At 56.2% G+C, this 20,830-nt stretch carries 20 protein-coding genes; 8 read left to right on the top strand and 12 right to left on the bottom strand.

Annotated features, from left to right (window positions below; all coding sequences use genetic code 11):
- Nucleotides 1-90 precede the first annotated feature (90 nt).
- Together M1D91_RS21360 and M1D91_RS21365 are read left to right on the top strand one after the other, a co-directional pair.
- The gene (locus M1D91_RS21360; protein WP_437432836.1) at nt 91-1,995 is read left to right on the top strand and encodes an ABC transporter ATP-binding protein; all 1,905 of its coding nucleotides are present in this window, start codon (nt 91-93) and stop codon (nt 1,993-1,995) included.
- 17 nt (nt 1,996-2,012) lie between these two features.
- Nucleotides 2,013-2,945 carry a LysR family transcriptional regulator gene (locus tag M1D91_RS21365; RefSeq protein WP_437432835.1) on the top strand — a complete coding sequence of 311 codons (933 nt, stop codon included), beginning with the start codon at nt 2,013-2,015 and terminating at the stop codon, nt 2,943-2,945.
- Between the two features lie 5 nt (nt 2,946-2,950).
- Here M1D91_RS21365 and mdcH read toward each other — a convergent pair whose 3' ends face one another.
- The 10 genes from mdcH to prs form a co-directional block, all read right to left on the bottom strand.
- Nucleotides 2,951-3,847, bottom strand: coding sequence for a malonate decarboxylase subunit epsilon (gene mdcH, locus M1D91_RS21370; protein ID WP_437432834.1), 897 nt, complete (start codon nt 3,845-3,847; stop codon nt 2,951-2,953).
- An 11-nt stretch (nt 3,848-3,858) separates the two neighbouring features.
- Entirely contained in the window at nt 3,859-4,476 is a 618-nt protein-coding gene (locus M1D91_RS21375) for a malonate decarboxylase holo-ACP synthase (protein ID WP_437432833.1), read from the bottom strand.
- Between the two features lie 2 nt (nt 4,477-4,478).
- Nucleotides 4,479-5,438, bottom strand: coding sequence for an AEC family transporter (locus M1D91_RS21380; RefSeq protein WP_437432832.1), 960 nt, complete (start codon nt 5,436-5,438; stop codon nt 4,479-4,481).
- A 123-nt stretch (nt 5,439-5,561) separates the two neighbouring features.
- On the bottom strand, nt 5,562-6,362 hold the full coding sequence (gene mdcE, locus M1D91_RS21385) for a biotin-independent malonate decarboxylase subunit gamma (protein ID WP_437432850.1): 801 nt from the start codon (nt 6,360-6,362) through the stop codon (nt 5,562-5,564).
- Nucleotides 6,362-7,195, bottom strand: coding sequence for a biotin-independent malonate decarboxylase subunit beta (locus M1D91_RS21390; protein ID WP_395304826.1), 834 nt, complete (start codon nt 7,193-7,195; stop codon nt 6,362-6,364). The genes mdcE and M1D91_RS21390 overlap by 1 nt, the downstream gene beginning before the upstream one ends.
- Complete coding sequence (mdcC, locus tag M1D91_RS21395) at nt 7,188-7,487, bottom strand: malonate decarboxylase acyl carrier protein (protein WP_006177845.1); 300 nt, start codon at nt 7,485-7,487, stop codon at nt 7,188-7,190. Before mdcC ends, M1D91_RS21390 begins: the two co-directional genes overlap by 8 nt.
- A gap of 9 nt (nt 7,488-7,496) precedes the next feature.
- Nucleotides 7,497-8,354: a triphosphoribosyl-dephospho-CoA synthase gene (locus M1D91_RS21400; RefSeq protein ID WP_437432831.1), complete on the bottom strand. Its 858-nt coding sequence runs from the start codon at nt 8,352-8,354 to the stop codon at nt 7,497-7,499.
- A complete protein-coding gene (gene mdcA, locus M1D91_RS21405) occupies nt 8,354-10,009 on the bottom strand; it encodes a malonate decarboxylase subunit alpha (RefSeq protein WP_437432830.1) in 1,656 nt (551 codons plus the stop codon). The genes M1D91_RS21400 and mdcA overlap by 1 nt, the downstream gene beginning before the upstream one ends.
- A gap of 215 nt (nt 10,010-10,224) precedes the next feature.
- The gene (locus M1D91_RS21410; RefSeq protein ID WP_437432829.1) at nt 10,225-11,715 is read right to left on the bottom strand and encodes a nicotinate phosphoribosyltransferase; all 1,491 of its coding nucleotides are present in this window, start codon (nt 11,713-11,715) and stop codon (nt 10,225-10,227) included.
- A gap of 13 nt (nt 11,716-11,728) precedes the next feature.
- Nucleotides 11,729-12,589, bottom strand: a complete 861-nt coding sequence (gene prs, locus M1D91_RS21415; protein ID WP_437432828.1) for a ribose-phosphate diphosphokinase — start codon at nt 12,587-12,589, stop codon at nt 11,729-11,731.
- 192 nt (nt 12,590-12,781) lie between these two features.
- Between prs and M1D91_RS21420 the strand changes: the two genes are divergently transcribed.
- The 4 genes from M1D91_RS21420 to M1D91_RS21435 all read left to right on the top strand — a co-directional run bounded on the left by M1D91_RS21420 (nt 12,782) and on the right by M1D91_RS21435 (nt 15,739).
- Nucleotides 12,782-13,501, top strand: a complete 720-nt coding sequence (locus M1D91_RS21420; protein WP_437432827.1) for an NUDIX hydrolase — start codon at nt 12,782-12,784, stop codon at nt 13,499-13,501.
- Nucleotides 13,502-13,592: 91 nt separating this feature from the next.
- A complete protein-coding gene (locus M1D91_RS21425) occupies nt 13,593-14,609 on the top strand; it encodes a hydrolase (protein WP_437432826.1) in 1,017 nt (338 codons plus the stop codon).
- A gap of 1 nt (nt 14,610) precedes the next feature.
- Entirely contained in the window at nt 14,611-14,829 is a 219-nt protein-coding gene (locus tag M1D91_RS21430) for a YheU family protein (RefSeq protein WP_437432825.1), read from the top strand.
- Nucleotides 14,830-14,869: 40 nt separating this feature from the next.
- Entirely contained in the window at nt 14,870-15,739 is an 870-nt protein-coding gene (locus tag M1D91_RS21435; protein ID WP_437432824.1) for a phosphoribulokinase, read from the top strand.
- A gap of 345 nt (nt 15,740-16,084) precedes the next feature.
- Here the strand turns inward: M1D91_RS21435 and M1D91_RS21440 are convergent, their stop codons facing one another.
- The gene (locus M1D91_RS21440) at nt 16,085-16,489 is read right to left on the bottom strand and encodes an OsmC family protein (RefSeq protein WP_437432823.1); all 405 of its coding nucleotides are present in this window, start codon (nt 16,487-16,489) and stop codon (nt 16,085-16,087) included.
- Nucleotides 16,490-16,797: 308 nt separating this feature from the next.
- Between M1D91_RS21440 and crp the strand changes: the two genes are divergently transcribed.
- Nucleotides 16,798-17,430 carry a cAMP-activated global transcriptional regulator CRP gene (gene crp / locus M1D91_RS21445; RefSeq protein ID WP_000242758.1) on the top strand — a complete coding sequence of 211 codons (633 nt, stop codon included), beginning with the start codon at nt 16,798-16,800 and terminating at the stop codon, nt 17,428-17,430.
- A gap of 48 nt (nt 17,431-17,478) precedes the next feature.
- The gene (locus M1D91_RS21450) at nt 17,479-19,557 is read left to right on the top strand and encodes a YccS/YhfK family putative transporter (RefSeq protein ID WP_437432849.1); all 2,079 of its coding nucleotides are present in this window, start codon (nt 17,479-17,481) and stop codon (nt 19,555-19,557) included.
- Here the strand turns inward: M1D91_RS21450 and argD are convergent.
- Complete coding sequence (gene argD, locus M1D91_RS21455) at nt 19,554-20,774, bottom strand: bifunctional acetylornithine/succinyldiaminopimelate transaminase (protein WP_437432822.1); 1,221 nt, start codon at nt 20,772-20,774, stop codon at nt 19,554-19,556. The genes M1D91_RS21450 and argD overlap by 4 nt on opposite strands.
- Nucleotides 20,775-20,830 lie beyond the last annotated feature (56 nt).

A 20,830-nucleotide genomic window follows, 5' to 3' on the forward strand; every position in this document is an offset into this window, starting at 1 on the left:
GGGCTACCATTGCGGGCCCGGTGGGGCAATTCGCCCATACCTTACATTATCATAATGACAAATTAACATAGTCTGAACATACGGCGCCTTATGATTGTTTTCTCCTCGTTACAAATTCGTCGCGGTGTACGTGTCCTGCTGGATAACGCCACAGCCACCATTAACCCAGGGCAAAAAGTCGGCCTGGTCGGCAAAAACGGCTGCGGCAAATCCACGCTGCTGGCGCTTTTGAAGAACGAGCTGAGCGCCGACGGCGGCAGTTTCACTTTCCCTAATAACTGGCAACTGGCCTGGGTGAATCAGGAAACGCCTGCCCTGCCCCTGCCTGCGCTGGATTACGTCATAGACGGCGACCGTGAGTATCGCCGCCTTGAGGCCGAACTGAACGCCGCCAACGAACGTAACGATGGTCACGCCATTGCCACCGTCCACGGCAAACTCGACGCTATTGATGCCTGGACGATACGCTCCCGCGCCTCCAGCCTGCTGCACGGACTGGGGTTCTCCAATGAACAACTGGAGCGTCCGGTCAGCGACTTTTCCGGTGGCTGGCGCATGCGCCTTAACCTGGCGCAGGCGCTCGTCTGCCGCTCAGACTTACTGCTGCTCGATGAACCCACGAACCACCTCGACCTTGACGCGGTTATCTGGCTGGAAAAATGGCTGAAAAGCTATCAGGGAACGCTGATTCTTATCTCCCATGACCGCGACTTCCTTGACCCGGTAGTGGACAAAATCATTCACATCGAACAGGAAACGATGTTCGAGTACACCGGCAATTACAGCTCCTTTGAGCGTCAACGCTCGACGCGGCTGGCCCAACAGCAGGCAATGTTTGAAAGTCAGCAGGAGCGCGTGGCGCATCTGCAAAGCTTTATTGACCGCTTCAAAGCCAAAGCCAGCAAAGCGAAGCAGGCCCAGAGCCGTATCAAGATGCTGGAACGTATGGAGATGATTGCCCCCGCGCACGTGGATAATCCGTTCCATTTTAGCTTCCGTGCGCCGGAAAGCCTGCCGAACCCACTGCTGAAGATGGAAAAAATCAGCGCGGGCTATGGCGATCGCGTCATTCTGGATTCCATCAAACTCAACCTGGTCCCCGGTTCACGTATCGGCCTGCTGGGACGTAACGGCGCGGGTAAATCGACGCTGATTAAACTGTTGGCGGGTGAACTGGCGCCGTTTAGCGGCGATATCGGGTTAGCCAAAGGGATCAAACTGGGCTATTTCGCCCAGCATCAGCTTGAATTTTTACGTGCCGATGAGTCTCCACTGCAACATTTAGCACGCATGGCCCCGCAGGAGCTCGAGCAGAAGCTGCGCGATTATCTCGGTGGTTTTGGCTTCAGGGGCGATAAAGTCACGGAAGAGACCCGTCGCTTCTCCGGTGGCGAAAAAGCGCGTCTGGTGCTGGCGCTCATCGTCTGGCAGCGTCCGAACCTGCTGCTGCTGGATGAACCTACCAACCACCTCGATCTTGATATGCGTCAGGCATTGACCGAAGCATTGATTGAATTTGAAGGCGCGCTGGTTGTGGTGTCGCACGATCGTCATCTGCTGCGCTCCACCACTGACGATCTCTACCTCGTGCATGACGGCAAAGTTGAAGCCTTTGATGGCGACCTGGAAGACTACCAGCAGTGGCTGAGCGACCTGCAAAAGCACGAAAACCAGCCTACCGATGCCGTAAAAGATAACGCCAACAGCGCCCAGTCACGTAAAGATCAGAAGCGGCGTGAAGCAGAGCTTCGCACCCAAACGCAGCCATTGCGTAAAGAGATAACCCGTCTTGAAAAAGAGATGGAGAAACTTAACGCACAGCTCGCGCAGGCCGAAGAGAAACTGGGCGACAGCGGCCTGTACGATCAAAGCCGCAAAGCTGAACTCACCGAGTGTCTGCAACAGCAGGCGAAAGCCAAAGCCGGTCTGGAAGAGTGCGAAATGGCCTGGCTGGAAGCACAGGAACAGCTTGAGGCGATGCTGCAAGCCGACTAACCTTAAGGCAGGCTGAGATGAACCCCGACATCACCAGTGACATTACCTTTCGCAAGCTCGCGATTTTCATGGCCTTTATGGAGAAAGGTAATATTGCGCGAGCCGCGGAAGCGCTCAACCTGAGCGGCGTAAGCGTACACCGTGCATTGCACACCCTGGAAGAGAATGTCCGCTGTCCATTATTTACCCATAAAGGACGGAATTTGTTGCCTCTGCCTGCCGCCTGGACGCTGCTGGAATATTGCCAGGAAGCCACGCAAATCATGGAGCGGGGCCTGACGGAAGCGCGGAAAATGGCGGGTATCGGGCAGGGGCGATTACGGGTTGGCACCCTCTACTCCCTGACGCTGGAAACCGTCCCGCAGCTCATTATGGGTATGAAGCTGCGCCGTCCGGACCTGGAGATGGATTTGACGATGGGGTCCAACGACACCCTGCTGCACAAGCTTGATGAAGGATCGCTGGACGCGATTTTGATCTCTGTTTCTGAAACCGAGATCGACAGGTCAAATCTTGAAGTGCTGCCGCTGTTCCATGATGAAATTTATTTAGCCGCCCCCGCGTCTGCCTCGCTGGACACCGCAAAGCCCGCCGACCTGCGCGATTATCGCCACGAGAAGTTCGTCTCGCTTGCGGAAGGTTTTGCCACGTACGCCGGTTTTCAGGACGCTTTTCATATTGCCGGTTTTGAACCGGAAATCGTCACCCGGGTTAACGATATCTTCTCGATGCTGAGTCTGGTACAGGCAGGCATTGGTTTTTCACTGATGCCGGGGCGCATGAAGAGAGCCTATGAAAATTCAGTGCAGCTATTAACCCTCGCCACGCCTTACCAGATGCAGCAGCAGATAGCGATTGTCTTCGCCCGCAATCGCGAACATGACCCGAACCTGCTGGCGCTCGCCGCAGAAGGACGCATGTACGCCCGCAGGTTTCATTCAGCGACCTGATGGCGTTACGCGGTAAGCCGCTGCGCCAGGTGCAGCGCCACCTCCACGCCGCTACGCTCCAGCGCAATTGACTCGCCGACCCACTGCGCCTGCCGTGTCAGACAGGTCAGCACGCCACCGGGAGGCATCTCAATGGCGAGTCTGGCCTCACGCTCGTTCGCGGCCACCACCGCCTCCTGCCAGCGAACCGTGCGCGCCATGTTCATCGCCAGATCCTCGGCAATCTTTTCCGGTTGCCACAATACGCGCCCGGTACTGCCGCTGAGATAGGCCCGGGTCGGTCGATTAAGGTTCACGTTTGCAAACGCCGCCGCCAGTTTCTGCGCCGGTTCAGTCAGCAGCTCGCAGTGGGAAGGGACGCTCACGTCGAGACGGCGGACTTTGTTTGCCCCTTTCGCCAGCGCCTTATCACCCACGCGCGCCATATCCTCATCGCGGCCTGCAATCACAATCTGCGTTTCGGCATTGAGATTAGCCACATAAGCCCCGCTTCCTTCCAGCAGCGTTTCCACCTGCGTCAGCGTCAGACCCATGATTGCCGTCAGCCCATAACCGTGGGGGTAGGCCTGCTCCATCAGATCACCACGCAGGGCCACCAGTTTCAGCGCATCGGCGAAATCAAGCGCACCGGCAATCACCGCCGCCGGGTATGCCCCAATCGACAGGCCGCTGACGATATCCGGCGACACGCCGCGACGCATCAGCTCACGCGCCCAGGCCACACCGGCAATGAGCAGAGACAACTGCACGGCGCGGGTGTGGTGCAGGGCCTCTGCTGAATCCAGGGCCTCCGCTTTTACCCCTAACACTTCACATGCCTGCGTCAGTTCCGTACCCGGCAGGTTGTGTAACATTCCGGGGTGCTGGGTGCCCTGTCCCGGAAAGGTAAACAGAATTTTCATTGATGCCTCCCTTATGTTTCCTGGCACCAGGGGTCGCTCACCAGCCGTGGCCCCTGGGCTGTTTTCAGCAAGGTTTTCCCGTCGCGCAGCCACTCTGCCAGCGCAAAACCACCCTCAGGGGTATCCACCTGGGTATCTACACGGCACAGGACGCGGTTGAGCTGCGACTGCCAGAACAGCACATCGGTAACCGAGAGCGGAAGCGGCGCACGGATAATCAAATCCAGATCGCTGTCGGCATGAATCACCGGAATACCGGTTGCCAGCGCATAGCCCGTGCTGCCGGTAATGCCCCATGACCACGGCCAGGCCTGACGGGAAAGCTGTACTGCCACCTGAACCGGCGGCTGGGTGATAAAGGGTGAGCGCAGCAGGTCATCTTCAACCGCCAGTTGCTCAGGGGAGACCACACGTGCGACATTTCCAGGGTGAACCCACCCCGCCGCACGCTGGTCGCGTTTCAGGCCGCGCACCCCCACGGGGATGCGCCCGTTAGCATCAACATCACGCCGCACCACCACCGGTAGCCCGATATGCCATGCCTTTGCCACCCAGGGGTCGCTAATGTCTTCCAGTGCATCGGGGGTGGTCAGCCAGAGCAGATCGTGTGGGCGTGGTGTTGAGGTCATGATTACATTCCTGAAGTCAGCGAGATAAACAGCGGCAGCGACAGAATACACAGTACCGAACTTAACAGCAGCACCGCTTCCGCATCCGGCGACTGCACGCCAAAACGGTTACCAAACACCACGCCAAAGAAACCCGCAGACAGCGCAATCATCAGAATAGCGGTGATCGCAACGCTACCGTGCAGACCGAAGACCAGCACAATGCCCCAGGCAATCAGCGGCTGAATCAGTAGTTTAGCGATGGTGGAGGTCATCACCATAGTGTTGATTTGCAGCTTACGGGCCGACAGAATCACCCCGGTCAGGAACAGCGCCGCTGCGGTAGCGGACAGCCCCAGTGGTTTAATGGCTGCCAGCAGCAGTTCCGGCATGTTGATGCCAATCGCTGAGAGAATGACACCCAGCAGCGGCCCCATCACAATCGGTTTTTTCAGCGAACGCCACATCAGTACCGGCAGCATTGCCAGAGTGGAGCCGGTGTCTGCCCCTTCGGCGCGGGCTTTTTCACGTTCAAGGATCAACAGGCAGAACGGGGTCATCAGCACGGAACCACAGGCGATGGAGACCGCCACGGAGAGCGACGTTGAAGCCCCTTCACCCAGTACGCTGCCCAGAATCGGCAAGCCGAGAGCAGCATAGTTAGGCAGCGCCACGGTCAGTGTCAGCACGGCAGCATCCTGCGGCGACTTCCTGAAGACTTTTGTCGCAAGAAAGTAGATGGCGGCATAGGTCACCCACATCGCCAGCGTCAGTACCAGAATCAGCGGTGACTGGGCAACAATGCCCGCCCAGGGAGTTTGCACAGTGGCGCTGAACAGCGTCGCCGGTAAAGCGAAATCCATAACAAAAATGTTCAGCAGTGAGACATTTTTGTTATCAACCATTTTGGCTTTGCCTGCCCAGAAGCCCAGCAGCATGATGATGAAGATCGGTGCGAGGGCATGAACGATTACATAAGTCATAAAATCACCTGTAATAAGAAGTTTAAGCACTGTCGCGATGATTATTATTTTTCAGATGCAGTCACCCGCGCGGGCGCAGCAGGTGCGCCCACGGGGTGTTACATCTGGCAGGTCTCTTTTTTCTTACCAGCTTGCTTTCATGCGTTCGCGCACAAGAGCAGAACTGCGGCGGTTGTCAGCACCCAGACGGTTTTTGAGTGAGGTATCCTGACGAGCGTCATTGATGGCCTGGTGCAGCGTGGTGTTCACCAGCGTCAGATCGTTAGCGGATGGCGCATCCGGGTTGCTGATATCCAGCAGGTTTTCCAGCAGCCCCAGGGTGGCATAGTTACTGATGTCATATGCCATCGGCGGAATGGTCGCCGCCAGTTTTTCCAGCGCCTCTACGGTACGCAGGGTGATACGCGCCGCAGATTCTTTACCCATCGCGTGGATCAGCACCCCGTTGTCGTTGAAGGCGATCAGGCGGTTAGCCTGGTAGCCGTGCGCCAGAAACGCGCCGGACATCGCCTTGCCGACAATCAGGCCAATCACCGGATGACCGGCCAGGCGCGCATTAGCGTAAGCCGCAGCGGCACCAGCCAGCGCCTGGTGGATACCAAACGCCTCTTCACGACGACCATAGGCCTGACTGGGGACATCAATCACCGCCACAATCGGACGCTTAACGGCGTTATCGGCATCGGCGGCAACGGTTTCGCTGACCACTTTTGCCAGCGTCCAGCCTTCAAGCAGGCCAACTTCGCCTTTTGCTGCGCGCGGATAGTGGTTGTTGGCATCCGGGACCACAGCGATGAAATGCACCGCTTCACCGTTGATCTCACCCTCTGCCGCCTGCACGGACGGGCACAGCCCTTCCAGACGTTTGACGTTCGGGGCGAGGATTTCCAGCCAGCGTTCGCCACGGCTCATTGCATTACTCATCATTTCACCTCCCGGGCAAAAAGCGCGTTAATCTGTTCGGCATCCGCCTGTTTGCGGGTGTCGAAATGCGTCAGACGGTTCAGGTAATCGTCGTAGTTATCAGTACGGTGTTTCGCCGGCACGCCTTTCGCTATTGCGTCGTTCATTGCCGCTTTCACTGCGTTCACGCCGTCGCCGACTAACGCATCCACCAGCCCGCTTTGATAGCGCACTTCGCCGCCGGTCATGCTCCAGATAAACGGACGGTCGCGGGAGTCGTACTCTTCAATCCCCGCCTCCTGCTCGATAACCTGCGGACCGTTCAGGCCAAGACGCGCTTCGCGGGTCACAATCAGATAACTGCACAGCGCTGCGGCGATGGACATCCCGCCGAAGCAGCCCACGGTCCCGGCCACAATGCCAATCACCGGGGTGTAGCGACGCAGATCGACAATCGCCGCGTGGATATCGGCAATCGCCGCCAGGCCAAGGTTGGCTTCCTGCAAGCGCACGCCACCGGTTTCGAGGCACAGCACCGCCTGAGTCGGGATGCCGTTACGGTTATCTTCTGCCGCCAGCTCCAGCGCCGCCGCCATTTTGGCCCCGGAGACTTCACCCATACTGCCGCCCTGGAACGCGCCTTCGATGGCAACCACCACGGCAGGCTGACCGTTAATGGTCCCTTTCGCCACTACCATGCCGTCATCGGCCTGCGGCACGATACCCTGCGGCCCCAGCCACGGAGAAATAATGCCTTCAAACGGATCCAGCAGTTCACGGTAGCTGCCGTCATCCAGCAGCGCCTGCGCACGCTGGCGTGCTTTTAGTTCGATAAAGCTGCTGTCATCACGCATGGCTCACCCCCTCAAAAACCTGTTCGATACGAATGCGCGCCACGCCCGGCGTCGCGCCGAAGTCGTGAATGGTCAGTTTGCCTGCGGGCAGGCTGCTGACGGTTTGCAGGCGGGTAAACAGGGCTTCCCAGCGACCGCGGCTGTTGTCAACGGAAGTGGTGATATCAATGGTTAAGGTCTGGCCCGGTTCGGCGGCGAAAAGCACCTCCATATCCCCGGAACCGACAACCCCTGCCAGCGCCTTACCGCTTAACGCGCGGCTGGCGGGCATGGTTAATGTGATTTTTTCCATAACATCCTCTTAATGCTTTGAATAAGGCGTTGCGACGCGGTCGAGAAACAGCGTGGCGGCCAGCAGGTCGGCGGCACCGCCCGGTGAAGCGTTGAGTGCCAGCATCTGACGGTCCAACATCGCCAGCGCCTGCTCACCTTCTGGCGTTGCACTGCCTCCCGCGTTTAAGACTGCGCGAGCACCGTGCTGCATGGCCTCGAGTCCCTCCATTCCGGCGCGCGACAGCACGCAGGTATCGGTGAGCGACGTCATGATGGCCATCAGCGCATCAAGTCTCGCCTGCGCTTCGCTGCTGCCGCTAAGGCGGCTCAGGCGAAGCTGCGGCAGCGCACAGTGCAAAATATGCGGGAAAGCCTGCTGCGCCTCTTCACGCGCGCCGGGTACACGATAGCGATGCGTGGCGCGCAGCCCTTTGCTGAACACTTTCGGTGCGGCGTCATCCGGCAGTGTTGCCAGCCGGGCGGCGGTGTCTGCGATGGTTTGCGCAGAGGCGCCGCCGCCCTGCATCGCCACCGCGCTCACCAGCAATCCCAGCGCCCAAATCGCACCCCGGTGGGTATTGACGCCGCCGGTTGCCGCCATCATCTGCTGTTCGCCTTCACGACCGAGTCGCCCGATGGTTTGTCTGAGCGCGATATCAGCCGGACGCTGCCAGCTTTGCAGCGCCAGCGCCTGAAACGTGGGGGTCAGGCTATGAGCAGACCGCTCCATTAAAGCGAGCGTTAAGTCGTGATGTGCGCCGCTCCCCCGGCTGTCCACCAGACCGGGTTTCGGGCTCAGTCGCGCTTCGTCAATCAGACACTGCGTGGCGGTTCGCGCCAGCCATTCGGCACCGCCTTCAACCTGGATCCGGGGCAGAAGTTTCATTACCAGCTCCGGAATTTCGCAGGTGGGTTGTAGAGACCGTCAGACCACTCCACCAGGTCTGCCACGCTGCTTGCCGCCAGCAGAGAGCGGGTCGCATCGGTACGGCGAATACCTATATCTTCCGGGTAGACCACTTTTCCGCTACGCCGAAGTTCTGCGACACGTTTAGCGTCAACGCCCAGACCGATATCGGTTATCCCCGCCACGGCGGCAACCATTGCCCGCCGCTCTTCCAGATCGTTGGCGCGATAGAGGTAAGCAATCCCCTCTTCGGTCAGTACATGGGTCACGTCATCGCCGTAAATCATGACCGGTGCCAGCGGCATCCCTGAGGATTTTGCGACTTCAACAGCATCGAGGGTTTCAACAAAGCTGGGTTTTGCACCCGCCTGGAAGGTTTCGACCATCTGCACCACCAGTTTTTTACCGCGCTGCATCGGGTCTGGTTCGGTGATCATATTGAGCCAGGCCGGGGTAGCATGGCGGCGACCGTGTGGGTCATGGCCCATGTTGGGCGCACCGCCGAAGCCGGACAGGCGGCCACGGGTTACCGTAGAGGAGTTGGCCAGGCCATCAATTTGCAGCGTGGAGCCGATGAACATATCTACCGCGTACTGCCCTGCCAGCTGGCAGAAGGCACGGTTAGAACGCATGGAGCCGTCAGCGCCGGTAAAGAAAATATCCGGACGGGCGCGAATGTACTCTTCCATCCCCAGTTCACCGCCGAAGCAGTGCACGCTTTCGACCCAACCGCTTTCAATTGCCGGGATCAGCGTCGGGTGCGGGTTCAGCGTCCAGTGTTTACAGATTTTGCCTTTCAGGCCGAGCTGTTCACCGTAAGTCGGTAGCAGCAGTTCGATAGCGGCGGTGTTAAAGCCGATGCCGTGGTTTAACGACTGTACCTGGTGTTCAGCGTAAATCCCTTTGATGGCCATCATCGCCATCAGGATATGTTCCTGTTTGATCAGGCGCGGGTCGCGGGTAAACAGCGGTTCGATAAAGAACGGCTTGTCTGCCACCACCACGTAGTCTATCCACGAGCCGGGGATGTCCACACGCGGTAAATCACACTCGTCGTCCACCAGTTCGTTGACCTGAGCTATCACGATGCCGTCGCGAAACGCCGCAGCTTCCACCAGCGCCGGCGTATCTTCCGTACTCGGACCGGTATAGAGATTGCCCTTGCGGTCAGCTTTATAACCGGCAATCAGTGCCACGTTTGGCGAGAGGTCAACGTAGAGCCGGGAGTAAAGTTCGATGTAGGTATGAATGGCACCAATTTCCAGTAAGCCATCTTCCAGCAACTGCGAAATGCGCAGGCTTTGGGTGCCGGAGAACGAAAAATCCAGCTTGCGGGCGATGCCTTTTTCGAAGATGTCGAGATGCTCACTGCGCCCGACGCTTGGCATGATCATGTGCAGATCATGCACCCGTTGCGGATCCACCTGCGCCAGCGCACGAGAGAGGAAATCAGCCTGCTTTTGGTTGTTCCCTTCGAGAACCACGCGGTCACCGGGTGCGATGAGTTTTTCCAGCATGGCGACCAGGTCGTCGGTCGGCAGCACTTTGCCCTGCACCGGTACAGAGGCCAGACGGCGCTGCTTCTCGCTGCGTCTTGTGTTCCATACCCGTGGTGGCGTTTGCCCAGATAACATTATTAACCTCCTGATTCAGCTAATCATTTTGATTTGCTTAACGCTGAACAAAGTGTGCACGCTGATGAGAAAGTCATCAATTAAGCGTAGAGAAGAATCGTTAGCCTGAGGGTAATAATCAAAGCGACAATCTGTGATGAAGATCATTTTAAAGGGGGATGGGATGTAGCACGAAGGGGGCACAGTGCGCCCCCTGCATGGAGTAGAGCGGAAGATTAGCGTTGCGCGGCCAGTCGCTGGCGAATCTCTTCAAAATGGTCAGCGTTGAGCAGTTTTCCGTCGAGGAAGCGGGTTTTCAGTTCCCCTGTTTTTTCCTGCTCCTGGGTTTGTTCATCATGTAACACCAGTTCACCCCGGGCGTCCCTCTCCACCCGCAGCAGGCCGCGCGCTGAACGTTTAAGGCCATTATCAGTTTTCGGCTCTTTGAAGATCATGCGGCCTTCACCGTTAACCGCGCCCCAGGTTGCTTTCATGGCAAAACCGAAGGTGTCACGGGTATTGTACTGGTAGGTAAATGAACCTACCCCGAAGACCACGTTTGAGCTGGCGAAACCTTTTGCCTCCAGGCGACGCAGGATTTCATCGGCGCGCGCCAGGGTAATGGAATCACCATAAATCAGGCCAACATGTGGGTCGAGTACCTTGTAGCCCTTTTCATTCACGGTGCCGCCGAAGATCTCCCATAACACTTCCACTGAACCTTTCTCCTCCGGGGTGCGCGTGTCGCGGGTATCATCGTCCGCGCCGGTACCGCAGAGGATCTCAACCGGGTCACCGCTGTCCGGGCGGAACACCACGCGCCCTTCGCGACCGAGGATTATCTGTTTCAGCTCACGGGTATATTCCGTTATCACCCGCCAGTAATCCCAGGTATCTGAGACGATAGAGACAAAACCCTGCGGGTAGAGCTCGGCAATCAGGCGACGGAAGGTGTCGATTTCATGCTCTTTTTCGCCCATACACATCACGCTGTGTTCGGTCGCCGGGATGCTGGCACCGATAAAATAGTCTTCACCACCGGTGTAATAATCGCGGGCATAGAGCAGTGAGGGAATGCTGTCGGTACCTTTAAAGCTCAGTAAGTGCCCGGCCCCGGCCTGCATCGTATCCTGCAGCCCTGCCATGCCACGGAAGGAAAAATCATGGCACTGAAAATCCAGGTGCGACATATCGCTACAGGTTTTTGTCGCCCACTGTTCGCAGACCTTGCGATAGTGGTGTGCGATGGTGGCGTTGGTGGACGCCTTCCACAATTCAGCAGAGAGCACGGTTTCGAGGTAGTTCACCAGCCAGAAAAATTCATCACGGGTATTGGTGATGGTCAGCACCGGGACTTTCATCGGCACCGTGCTGCCTTCATCAAGTGATTTAATGTGCAGCGGCAGATAGCCCAGACGGTGCAGCGCGCGGATGTGATCCACCGGCACGGCATCCTTACCGAGGTAGCTGTCCATCACGGTTTTATATTCATTGGCTACTTCATCTTCCGGACGGGCAAAAAAAGCGTCGTTGAACAGATCGACCATAAACCACTTTAAAAATCCCTGCAGACCAAAGAACACCAGTTTGCCATCGGCGACGGGTGAGGAGAAAAAGCGGTCACTGCGCGGTGTAAAGTTGGAATAGACCTGCGTGGTGCCCTCAGGATACTGCGCACGATGGGAAACTTTGTAACCGTCGATGGCCAGAACTGGATTCATTTTCATGGTGTTATCTCCCTTATGCGTTAAAAATGGTATCGATATCGATAAGCTCAACACGCGGTTCACGCAGCGTGGCTGAAGCAAAAGAGGTGGTGGTATAAATAGCGTCAATGCCATTATTGAGCAGGTTTTCCACCCCTTTGGAAAACACACCATGAGTCACGTACAGGCTCACGCTGCGCGCACCGGCATCACGTAACACCTGGGCGGAGCCGATAAAGGTGCCGCCGGCATCGCACAGGTCATCGACAATCAGCAGATCTTTTCCAGCCACCTCACCAGAGACCAGCGCAAAGCCTGTCAGGTTACCGCTGGCGACATCCCGCTCTTTGGTCAGAATGGCATAGCCCTGCGCCCCGCTGGCTTTCGCCACGTTATGAATTTTCTTTAATGCCCCCGCATCGGGAGCCACCAGCATCAAGTTTCCCGTACCAATGGCTTCGCGCAGGGTATCGCTTTGCATCAGGCAGGTTTCCTGGGCAATCACTACGCTGTTATTGATGGCTGCGGCCGCGGCATCGCTGTGTGGATCCAGCAGAAAGACTTTACTGAAGTGCAGCGTATTCAACTGGCTGGCAAAGACTTTTAACGCAAAGCTGTCACCGTAAACCATGTGTCTGTCCTGACGAGCCCAGGGCAGCCAGGCCAGTTCAAGATGGCTGACCGTAACATCCGTGACATGGCGGACGGCATCAACCAGTTGCGCGAGCAGCATAAAATCGTTCATATCGCGCATGGCCGCTATGCGAACCCGCATCACTTGTGCAAAGCGAGGTAAGGTATCGACCACTTTCAGCCATACTGCCCCGTCAGGAAAAACACCGCGCTCAATTTCAATGTGCTGATTATCAAGGGTTAGTTCAATTTTGCTGGTCATGTGTTACCTCGCCGTTAATTAATGTCCTTAAGACACTTATAATATTGTCCATAAGACACTTACTGGCAAGATCTTTTTCATTAATCCTGCGAAAATGCTTTCAACGAACTGATTATTAAAGAAATAAAAGTTATCTTGCCGCCCTCTGGTGGACTGATAAACTTGTGGCGTGTTTATTACGGCGAGTAAGCGATGATCAGCGAAGCAGAATATCTGGACTCTTATGACGCCACCCGGTTTCCTTCGCCGCTGGTAACGGTGGATAGCGTACTGTTTACGCTGCATGAGAAAGCGCTTTGCGTTTTACTGGTAAAGCGAGCGAGTCACCCTCAGCAAGGACGATGGGGTCTGCCGGGGGGATTTATCGATATGGAACAGGATGAATCAACCCGCGCAACGGCACTGCGCAAGCTGACGGAGAAGACCGGCGTTTCTCCCTCCTGGCTGGAGCAGCTCGATACCTTTTCCGGGGCCGCGCGTGACCCTCGCGGCTGGAGCCTGACTATCGCCTGGTATGCTCTCATTTCGTGGGTGGCCTGCGCACCGCATATTGCGAGCGTCAGTGATGCCAGATGGGTTCCGGTCTCCGCGCTTGACGAAAACGACCTCGCTTTCGATCACCGGGAGATTATTCAGACAGCCCTGCAACGGTTACGGCAGAAAACCATGTACTCTTTACTGCCTGTTTATTGTCTGCCTGATACCTTTACCCAGACACAATTGCACGAGGCGACGGAGATTATCCTCGGCCAGCCTATCCAGCGAAAAAGCCTGATTCGTCGCTTTGAGGCGTCAGGTATGTTTGAAGAGACAGGCGAGAGCGTGGCGACAGGGGCGCGAAAAGCGCGCCTGTGGCGACGCAAGCCGGGCGTTGACATCCATCTCTTTTCCCGAAATTTACTGGCGGAATAGCCTGTTATCCTCACGCGGCCCTGAACTGAACAAACCAAACCGCCGCGTGTCGATATAGCCTCTCCCCCTCATTGATTGATAGTTAAGTACAATGGCTGACATTACACCTTCACGACTTTCGGAACATGAAGACAACCGGCGCGACTTCCGCCCGATGCGCGGTGGCCGTAATCCGCACTTCCAGACCATGCTGCCGCGTGTGATTCGCCGCAAGCTGGGTTTTACGCCTGTCTGGCAGCGCCTCGAACTCCCGGATGGCGATTTTGTGGATCTCGCGTGGAGCGAAGACCCTCATCAGGCAAAACATAAACCCCGTCTGGTCGTCTTTCACGGTCTGGAAGGCAGTCTGCACAGCCCGTATGCGCACGGCATGATTGAAGCGGCCAAAGCGCGGGGGTGGCTGGGAGTGGTCATGCATTTTCGCGGCTGCAGCGGTGAGCCTAATCGTCTGAACCGCATTTACCATTCCGGTGAAACCGAAGACGGCACCTGGTTCCTGCACTGGCTGAAACGCGAGTTCGGTGAGGCCCGTACCGCTGCCGTCGGTTATTCACTGGGCGGCAACATGCTTGCCTGCTTGCTGGCAAAAGAGGGAAACCGCGCACCGCTGGATGCCGCCGTTATTGTTTCCGCTCCTCTGGTGCTGGAAGCGTGCAGCGCGCATATTGAGAAGGGTTTCTCCCGGGTTTATCAGCACTATTTGCTCAATTTACTGAAAGCCAACGCGTCGAGAAAACTGCGGGCCTACCCGGGCACGCTGCCGATTGATCTGTTGCAGTTAAAACGGGTCCGTCGGCTGCGCGAATTTGATGATTTAATTACTGCCCGTATTCATGGCTTTGCCGATGCCATCGACTACTATCGTCAGTGCAGTGCCATGCCGTTATTAAATAAAATTGCTCGTCCTGCGCTTATTATTCACGCAAAAGACGACCCCTTTATGGATCACCACGTCATACCGGATCCGGCGACGCTGCCACCCTGCGTAGAGTATCAACTGACCGAACATGGTGGTCACGTCGGTTTTGTGGGCGGCACCTTGCTGCGACCAGAGATGTGGCTTGAAAAACGCATCCCTGACTGGCTTAACACCTGGCTGGAGTCTTAAGATGATTATTCCCTGGCAGGATCTGGCACCTGAAACGCTGGATAATCTTATTGAAAGCTTTGTCTTGCGCGAAGGCACTGATTATGGTGAACATGAGCGCGCGTTCGCACAAAAAGTGGCCGACGTGAAACGTCAATTAGTCAGTGGCGAAGCCGTGCTGGTGTGGTCGGAATTACATGAAAGCGTCAATATCATGCCCCGCACCCAGTTTCGTGATTAAAAGCTCACTGCGATAGTCATCGCTAATTTCTGGAGTCGCTATGTCTGCAAAACATCCCGTAATCGCTGTAACAGGCTCCAGCGGTGCAGGAACCACCACCACCAGCCTCGCGTTTCGTAAAATTTTCGCTCAGCTGGAGTTGCACGCGGCAGAAGTTGAAGGCGATAGCTTTCATCGTTACACGCGCCCAGAGATGGACATGGCTATCCGCAAAGCACGCGATCTGGGCCGTCATATCAGCTATTTTGGCCCGGAGGCCAACGACTTTAGTCTGCTTGAGCAGACGTTTGTCGATTACGGTCATACGGGCACCGGTCAGGCGAGAAAATATCTTCATACCTATGATGAAGCGGTTCCCTGGAACCAGGTTCCCGGTACTTTCACACCCTGGCAGCCGCTGCCTGAACCCACTGATGTCCTGTTTTATGAAGGTTTGCACGGCGGCGTAGTCACCCCGCAGCATGATGTGGCGCGTCACGTTGATCTGCTGGTGGGCGTGGTTCCCATTGTTAACCTTGAGTGGATGCAAAAGCTGGTGCGCGATACGGGTGAACGGGGCCATTCACGTGAAGCCGTGATGGATTCGGTGGTGCGCTCGATGGAGGATTACATCAACTTCATTACGCCGCAGTTTTCCCGTACCCATATTAACTTCCAGCGCGTTCCTACCGTTGACACCTCAAACCCGTTCGCCGCAAAAGTTATCCCCTCTCTCGACGAAAGCTTTGTGGTTATTCACTTTCGTAATCTGGAAGGCATTGATTACCCCTGGCTACTGGCCATGCTACAGGGTTCATTTATTTCACATATGAATACGCTGGTAGTGCCGGGCGGCAAGATGGGACTGGCGATGGAGCTTATTATGACGCCGCTGGTAGAGCGATTAATGGAAGGTAAGAAGATCGAGTGAGTTCAGTTCCCTATCCCCTTGAGCTGAAAAATCCCCGGTAATAGTACATCTTGCAGCGATAACATTGCGTGATGAGAATAATACAGCCACCGCGATAACAGGGTCCGGCTGAAAATCACCGACGTGTATCCGTAAGGCCGGGGGGCAGGGCTGTGGCGATGAGCCAACCCTGGCTCGGTCACGGGTTCTGGATCTCTGGAGAAACCAGGAACCTGAGGTGAGCGGAATGACTACCAGAGCCGCATGTTTCCCCTCCCCAAAGAGGAGAGGGGACTGTCCGTGCTCGCATTATTTTGTGGGAAATCCCTCAGCCCGGCGGGGGCAGGAAAGAATATCCACCACCAATCAGGCTTCAATCACTTCATACGAATGGGTGATATTCACCGCTTTTTCCAGCATCAGCGCCACTGAACAGTACTTCTCTGCAGAGAGATCTACCGCACGTGATACTGCCGCATCCTTCAACGCTTTTCCTGTCACAATGAAGTGCAGATTGATGTGGGTGAATAAACGCGGCGCCTCTTCCCGACGTTCGGAGGTCAGCTTGACTTCGCAGTCTGTCACATCGTGACGGCCTTTTTGCAGAATAGAGACCACATCAATCGCGCTGCATCCGCCCGCGGCCATCAGCACCATTTCCATAGGGCTTGGCGCTTTATCGCCCGCATTACCATCCATCAGGATCTGGTGCCCGGAAGCAGACTCCCCCAGGAACGTTAACCCTTCAACCCATTTCACACGCGCATGCATTTTTCTTCACTCCGCAGTAGCAACTTTCTCTACAGATTACGCGTACATAAGAAAACTCGCAACGGAAGGCGACCTGCATCAAGCTGAAGCGAGACACCAGGAGACAGGCGGCAAAACCTATGCTAAAACAGTCTGGATGCTACAGTGATATATTGATGTACTGCATGTACGCAGAGGACATCACATCTTAGAGGCCGCAGACACGTCTGACGGTGCACTTCCCAGGTATCGGGAAGACAGATTGCAACCCCAGTCACAGGGCGCAGATCCTGAGGCTGGAGCCAGCTTATAACAGAGGATAACCGCGCATGGTGCTTGGCAAACCGCAAACAGACCCGACTCTCGAATGGTTCTTGTCTCATTGCCATATTCATAAGTACCCGTCGAAGAGCACGCTGATTCACCAGGGTGAAAAAGCGGAGACGTTGTACTACATCGTCAAAGGCTCAGTGGCTGTGCTCATCAAGGATGAAGAAGGAAAAGAGATGATCCTCTCTTACCTGAACCAGGGCGATTTTATTGGTGAACTGGGTCTGTTCGAAGAAGGTCAGGAGCGCAGTGCCTGGGTACGCGCCAAGACCGCTTGTGAAGTGGCTGAAATTTCCTACAAAAAATTCCGTCAGTTGATCCAGGTAAACCCGGATATTCTGATGCGTCTCTCTTCGCAGATGGCGCGTCGCCTGCAGGTCACGTCGGAAAAAGTGGGCAACCTCGCCTTCCTCGACGTAACAGGCCGTATTGCTCAGACGTTACTGAATCTGGCGAAACAACCCGACGCCATGACCCACCCGGACGGTATGCAAATTAAAATAACCCGTCAGGAGATTGGTCAGATCGTGGGCTGCTCGCGTGAAACCGTTGGTCGCATCCTGAAGATGCTGGAAGATCAGAATCTGATCTCCGCGCATGGTAAAACTATCGTCGTGTACGGAACACGTTAATCCCCGAACGGCGCGCTGCTCAAGGCAGTGCGCCGTTTTTGTTTTCCGATGTGGCGCAGGCTGATTTACCACCCCGAAATCAACTACGCACTGCGACAAACGCTGGTGTTATGTCTGCCTGTGACCGTTGGCCTGATTGCCGGTCGACTGGATTTAGGGCTGCTCTTCTCGTTAGTACCTGCCTGTTGCAATATTGCCGGTCTCGACACGCTGCATAAGCGCTTCTTCAAGCGGGTGATCATTGGCGGTTCGCTTTTCGCCGGTAGCAGTCTCGCGGTGCAATTCCTCCTTTTCGAAAACGTCCCGCTACCGCTCATTCTGACCCTGCTGGCGCTGGTGCTGGGGGTGACGGCTGAGATAAGCGCCCTGCATGGCAGGTTGCTCCCCGCCTCACTGATTGCCGCCATCTTCACCCTGAGCCTTGCGGGAAATATGCCGGTCTGGGAGCCACTGCTCATCTACAGCCTTGGCACGTTGTGGTATGGCGCGTTTAACGCCTTCTGGTTCTGGCTGTGGCGGGAGCAGCCACTGCGCGAGTCGCTGAGTTTGTTGTATCGACAACTGGCCGATTATTGCGAGGCTAAATACAGCCTGCTGACTCAGCATGCGGACCCGGAAAAGGCCCTGCCGCCGCTGCTCGCCCGCCAGCAAAAAGCGGTAGATATGATAAGCCAGTGCTACCAGCAACTGCATATGCTGGCGGCAAATCATAACAGTGATTACAAGCGCCTGCGCCGCGTGTTTCAGGTGGCGCTGGATCTGCAGGAGCACATAGCCGTTAGCCTGCACCAGCCAAAGGAAGTCCAGGAGCTGGTAGAGCGTAGCCATGCAGAAGAGGTGATTCGCTGGAATGCGCAAACCGTGGCGGCACGGCTACGGGTCATTGCAGACGACATCCTCTATCATCGTTATCCCCAACGCTTCAATATGGACAAGCAGACAGGCGCACTGGAAAAAATTGCCCGTCAGCATCCGGACAACCCGGTAGGTCAGTTCTGCGCCTGGCACTTCAGTCAGATTGCCCGTGTCCTGCGCACCCAGCGTCCACTCTATATTCGTGATTTGATGGAGGAAAAGCAGCGACGCCTGCCACTCATTCCGGCGCTGAAAAGTTATCTCTCCTTCAAATCTGCTGCATTGCGTAATGCTGCACGCCTCAGCGTTATGCTGAGCGTGGCCAGTCTGATGGGCAGTGCGCTGAATCTGCCTAAACCCTACTGGATAATGATGACGGTGATGTTTGTCACCCAGAATGGCTATGGCGCAACACGGGTGCGCATCCTGCACCGGGCGGCGGGGACCATGGCGGGGCTTATTATCGCCGGTGCCACGCTGCACTACCACGTGCCGGAAGGCTACACGCTCACCACCATGCTTATCGTCACGCTGGTTAGTTATCTTATCATTCGCAAAAGCTACGGCTGGGCGATGGTAGGCTTTACCCTGACGGCGGTGTACACGCTTCAGCTACTGACCCTTAACGGCGAACAATTTATCGTTGCCCGGCTTATTGATACGCTGATTGGCTGTCTCATTGCCTTCGGCGGCGTCGTCTGGCTCTGGCCGCAGTGGCAAAGTGGACTGCTGCGTCGTAACGCCCATGACGCGCTGGAAACCTATCAGGACGCCATCCAGCTTATTCTCAGCAATGACCCCAAGGCTTCGCCGCTGGCATACCAGCGTATGCGCGTTAATCAGGCACATAACGCGTTATTCAACTCGCTTAATCAGGCGATGCAGGAGCCCGGCTTCGATACGCGCTACCTCTCCGACATGAAACTGTGGGTTACCCACAGCCAGTTTATCGTTGAGCATATTAATGCCATGACGACGCTGGCGCGCGAACACACCATGCTTACGCCGGACCTGGCCCAACGTTATTTGCAGTCATGTGAAATTGCCTTACAACGCTGCCAGCAACGGCTGGAGTATGACGGGCCGGGAGAATCAGGGGATGTGAACATTCTGGAGGCACCGGAGACCATGACCCAGGGTCCGATGAGCACGCTGGAGCAGCATCTCCAGCGTATTCTGGGACACCTGAGTACCATGCACACCATCTCTTCGGTAGCCTGGCGTCAGCGCCCCCATCACGGTATCTGGCTGGTTCGCCGGTTACGACGTTAACCGTTAACCACTTTCGCGACCGCCCGGGCAAAACGGCTCATGCCCTCTTCGATATCACTCTCTTCAACGATAAGCGCAGGCGCAAAACGCATCACGTCAGGGCCAGCGTTCAGTACCATGACGCCCGCATCCGCTGCGGCCAGCAGGAAATCACGCGCACGGCCTTTAAACTGTGGTTTAAGCCCGGCACCAATCAGCAGGCCCATGCCGCGAATATCACTGAACACATCGTATTGAGCATTGATGTTTTCCAGATGCTTCACAAACAGCGCGCGTTTCTCCATTACCCCGTTTAACACGTCTGGCGTATTGATAATATCGAACGCGGTACCGGCCACCGCACAGGCCAGCGGGTTGCCGCCGTAGGTGGAACCGTGAGAGCCAGGATGGAACGCGCTGGCTATCTCCTGCGTGGTCAGCATGGCGCTGACAGGGAACCCGCCGCCGAGCGCCTTCGCGCTGGTGAGGATGTCCGGTGTTACGCCATAGTGCATATAGGCAAAGAGCTCGCCGCAGCGTCCCATCCCGCACTGCACTTCATCAAACACCAGCAGCGCCTTGTGCTCATCGCACAGGTCACGCAGCCCCTGCAGGAACTCAGGCGTAGCCGCGGTCACGCCCCCTTCACCCTGAATCGGCTCTACCACCACCGCACAGGTATGGTCATCCATCACTGCTTTGACAGCATGCAGATCGTTAAACGGCACATGAATAATATCGGCTGGTTTTGGGCCAAAGCCGTCGGAGTATTTTGGCTGCCCCCCTACGGTGACGGTGAACAGTGAGCGGCCATGAAACGCGTTGTGAAAAGCGATGATTTTGGTTTTGTGCGGACTATGGCGGGTAGAGGCATAAAAACGGGCCAGCTTGAAGGCGGTTTCGTTGGCTTCGGTGCCGGAGTTCATAAACACCACGCGCTCAGCAAAGGTCGCATCAATTATTTTACGCGCCAGCCGCAGCGCCGGTTCGTTGGTGAACACATTGCTGATATGCCAGAGGGTTTCACCCTGAGTTTTTAACGTCTCCACCAGTGCCGGATGGCAATGCCCCAGCGCCGTCACGGCGATACCGCCTGCAAAATCCACGTACTCTTTACCCTGCTGATCCCAGACGCGGCTGCCCTTTCCCTTGACCGGGATAAACTCGGCTGGCGCGAAGATAGGTAAAATTACGTCGTCGAAGGTTGCGCGCGTGATTGCGTCGTGCTGAGTTGCCATGTGACCCCACCCTTGTTAAATAAGAAGCAGAAGTGAAAATATAATCACGAAATATG

The organism is Enterobacter sp. SA197, assembly GCF_054131575.1.

Coding starts and splice junctions, on each gene's coding strand:
- M1D91_RS21360 (WP_437432836.1), top strand. CDS start 91: ATGATTGTTTTCTCCTCGTTACAAATTCGTCGCGGTGTACGTGTCCTG.
- M1D91_RS21365 (WP_437432835.1), top strand. CDS start 2,013: ATGAACCCCGACATCACCAGTGACATTACCTTTCGCAAGCTCGCGATT.
- mdcH (WP_437432834.1), bottom strand. CDS start 3,847: ATGAAAATTCTGTTTACCTTTCCGGGACAGGGCACCCAGCACCCCGGA.
- M1D91_RS21375 (WP_437432833.1), bottom strand. CDS start 4,476: ATGACCTCAACACCACGCCCACACGATCTGCTCTGGCTGACCACCCCC.
- M1D91_RS21380 (WP_437432832.1), bottom strand. CDS start 5,438: ATGACTTATGTAATCGTTCATGCCCTCGCACCGATCTTCATCATCATG.
- mdcE (WP_437432850.1), bottom strand. CDS start 6,362: ATGAGTAATGCAATGAGCCGTGGCGAACGCTGGCTGGAAATCCTCGCC.
- M1D91_RS21390 (WP_395304826.1), bottom strand. CDS start 7,195: ATGCGTGATGACAGCAGCTTTATCGAACTAAAAGCACGCCAGCGTGCG.
- mdcC (WP_006177845.1), bottom strand. CDS start 7,487: ATGGAAAAAATCACATTAACCATGCCCGCCAGCCGCGCGTTAAGCGGT.
- M1D91_RS21400 (WP_437432831.1), bottom strand. CDS start 8,354: ATGAAACTTCTGCCCCGGATCCAGGTTGAAGGCGGTGCCGAATGGCTG.
- mdcA (WP_437432830.1), bottom strand. CDS start 10,009: ATGTTATCTGGGCAAACGCCACCACGGGTATGGAACACAAGACGCAGC.
- M1D91_RS21410 (WP_437432829.1), bottom strand. CDS start 11,715: ATGAAAATGAATCCAGTTCTGGCCATCGACGGTTACAAAGTTTCCCAT.
- prs (WP_437432828.1), bottom strand. CDS start 12,589: ATGACCAGCAAAATTGAACTAACCCTTGATAATCAGCACATTGAAATT.
- M1D91_RS21420 (WP_437432827.1), top strand. CDS start 12,782: ATGATCAGCGAAGCAGAATATCTGGACTCTTATGACGCCACCCGGTTT.
- M1D91_RS21425 (WP_437432826.1), top strand. CDS start 13,593: ATGGCTGACATTACACCTTCACGACTTTCGGAACATGAAGACAACCGG.
- M1D91_RS21430 (WP_437432825.1), top strand. CDS start 14,611: ATGATTATTCCCTGGCAGGATCTGGCACCTGAAACGCTGGATAATCTT.
- M1D91_RS21435 (WP_437432824.1), top strand. CDS start 14,870: ATGTCTGCAAAACATCCCGTAATCGCTGTAACAGGCTCCAGCGGTGCA.
- M1D91_RS21440 (WP_437432823.1), bottom strand. CDS start 16,489: ATGCATGCGCGTGTGAAATGGGTTGAAGGGTTAACGTTCCTGGGGGAG.
- crp (WP_000242758.1), top strand. CDS start 16,798: ATGGTGCTTGGCAAACCGCAAACAGACCCGACTCTCGAATGGTTCTTG.
- M1D91_RS21450 (WP_437432849.1), top strand. CDS start 17,479: ATGTGGCGCAGGCTGATTTACCACCCCGAAATCAACTACGCACTGCGA.
- argD (WP_437432822.1), bottom strand. CDS start 20,774: ATGGCAACTCAGCACGACGCAATCACGCGCGCAACCTTCGACGACGTA.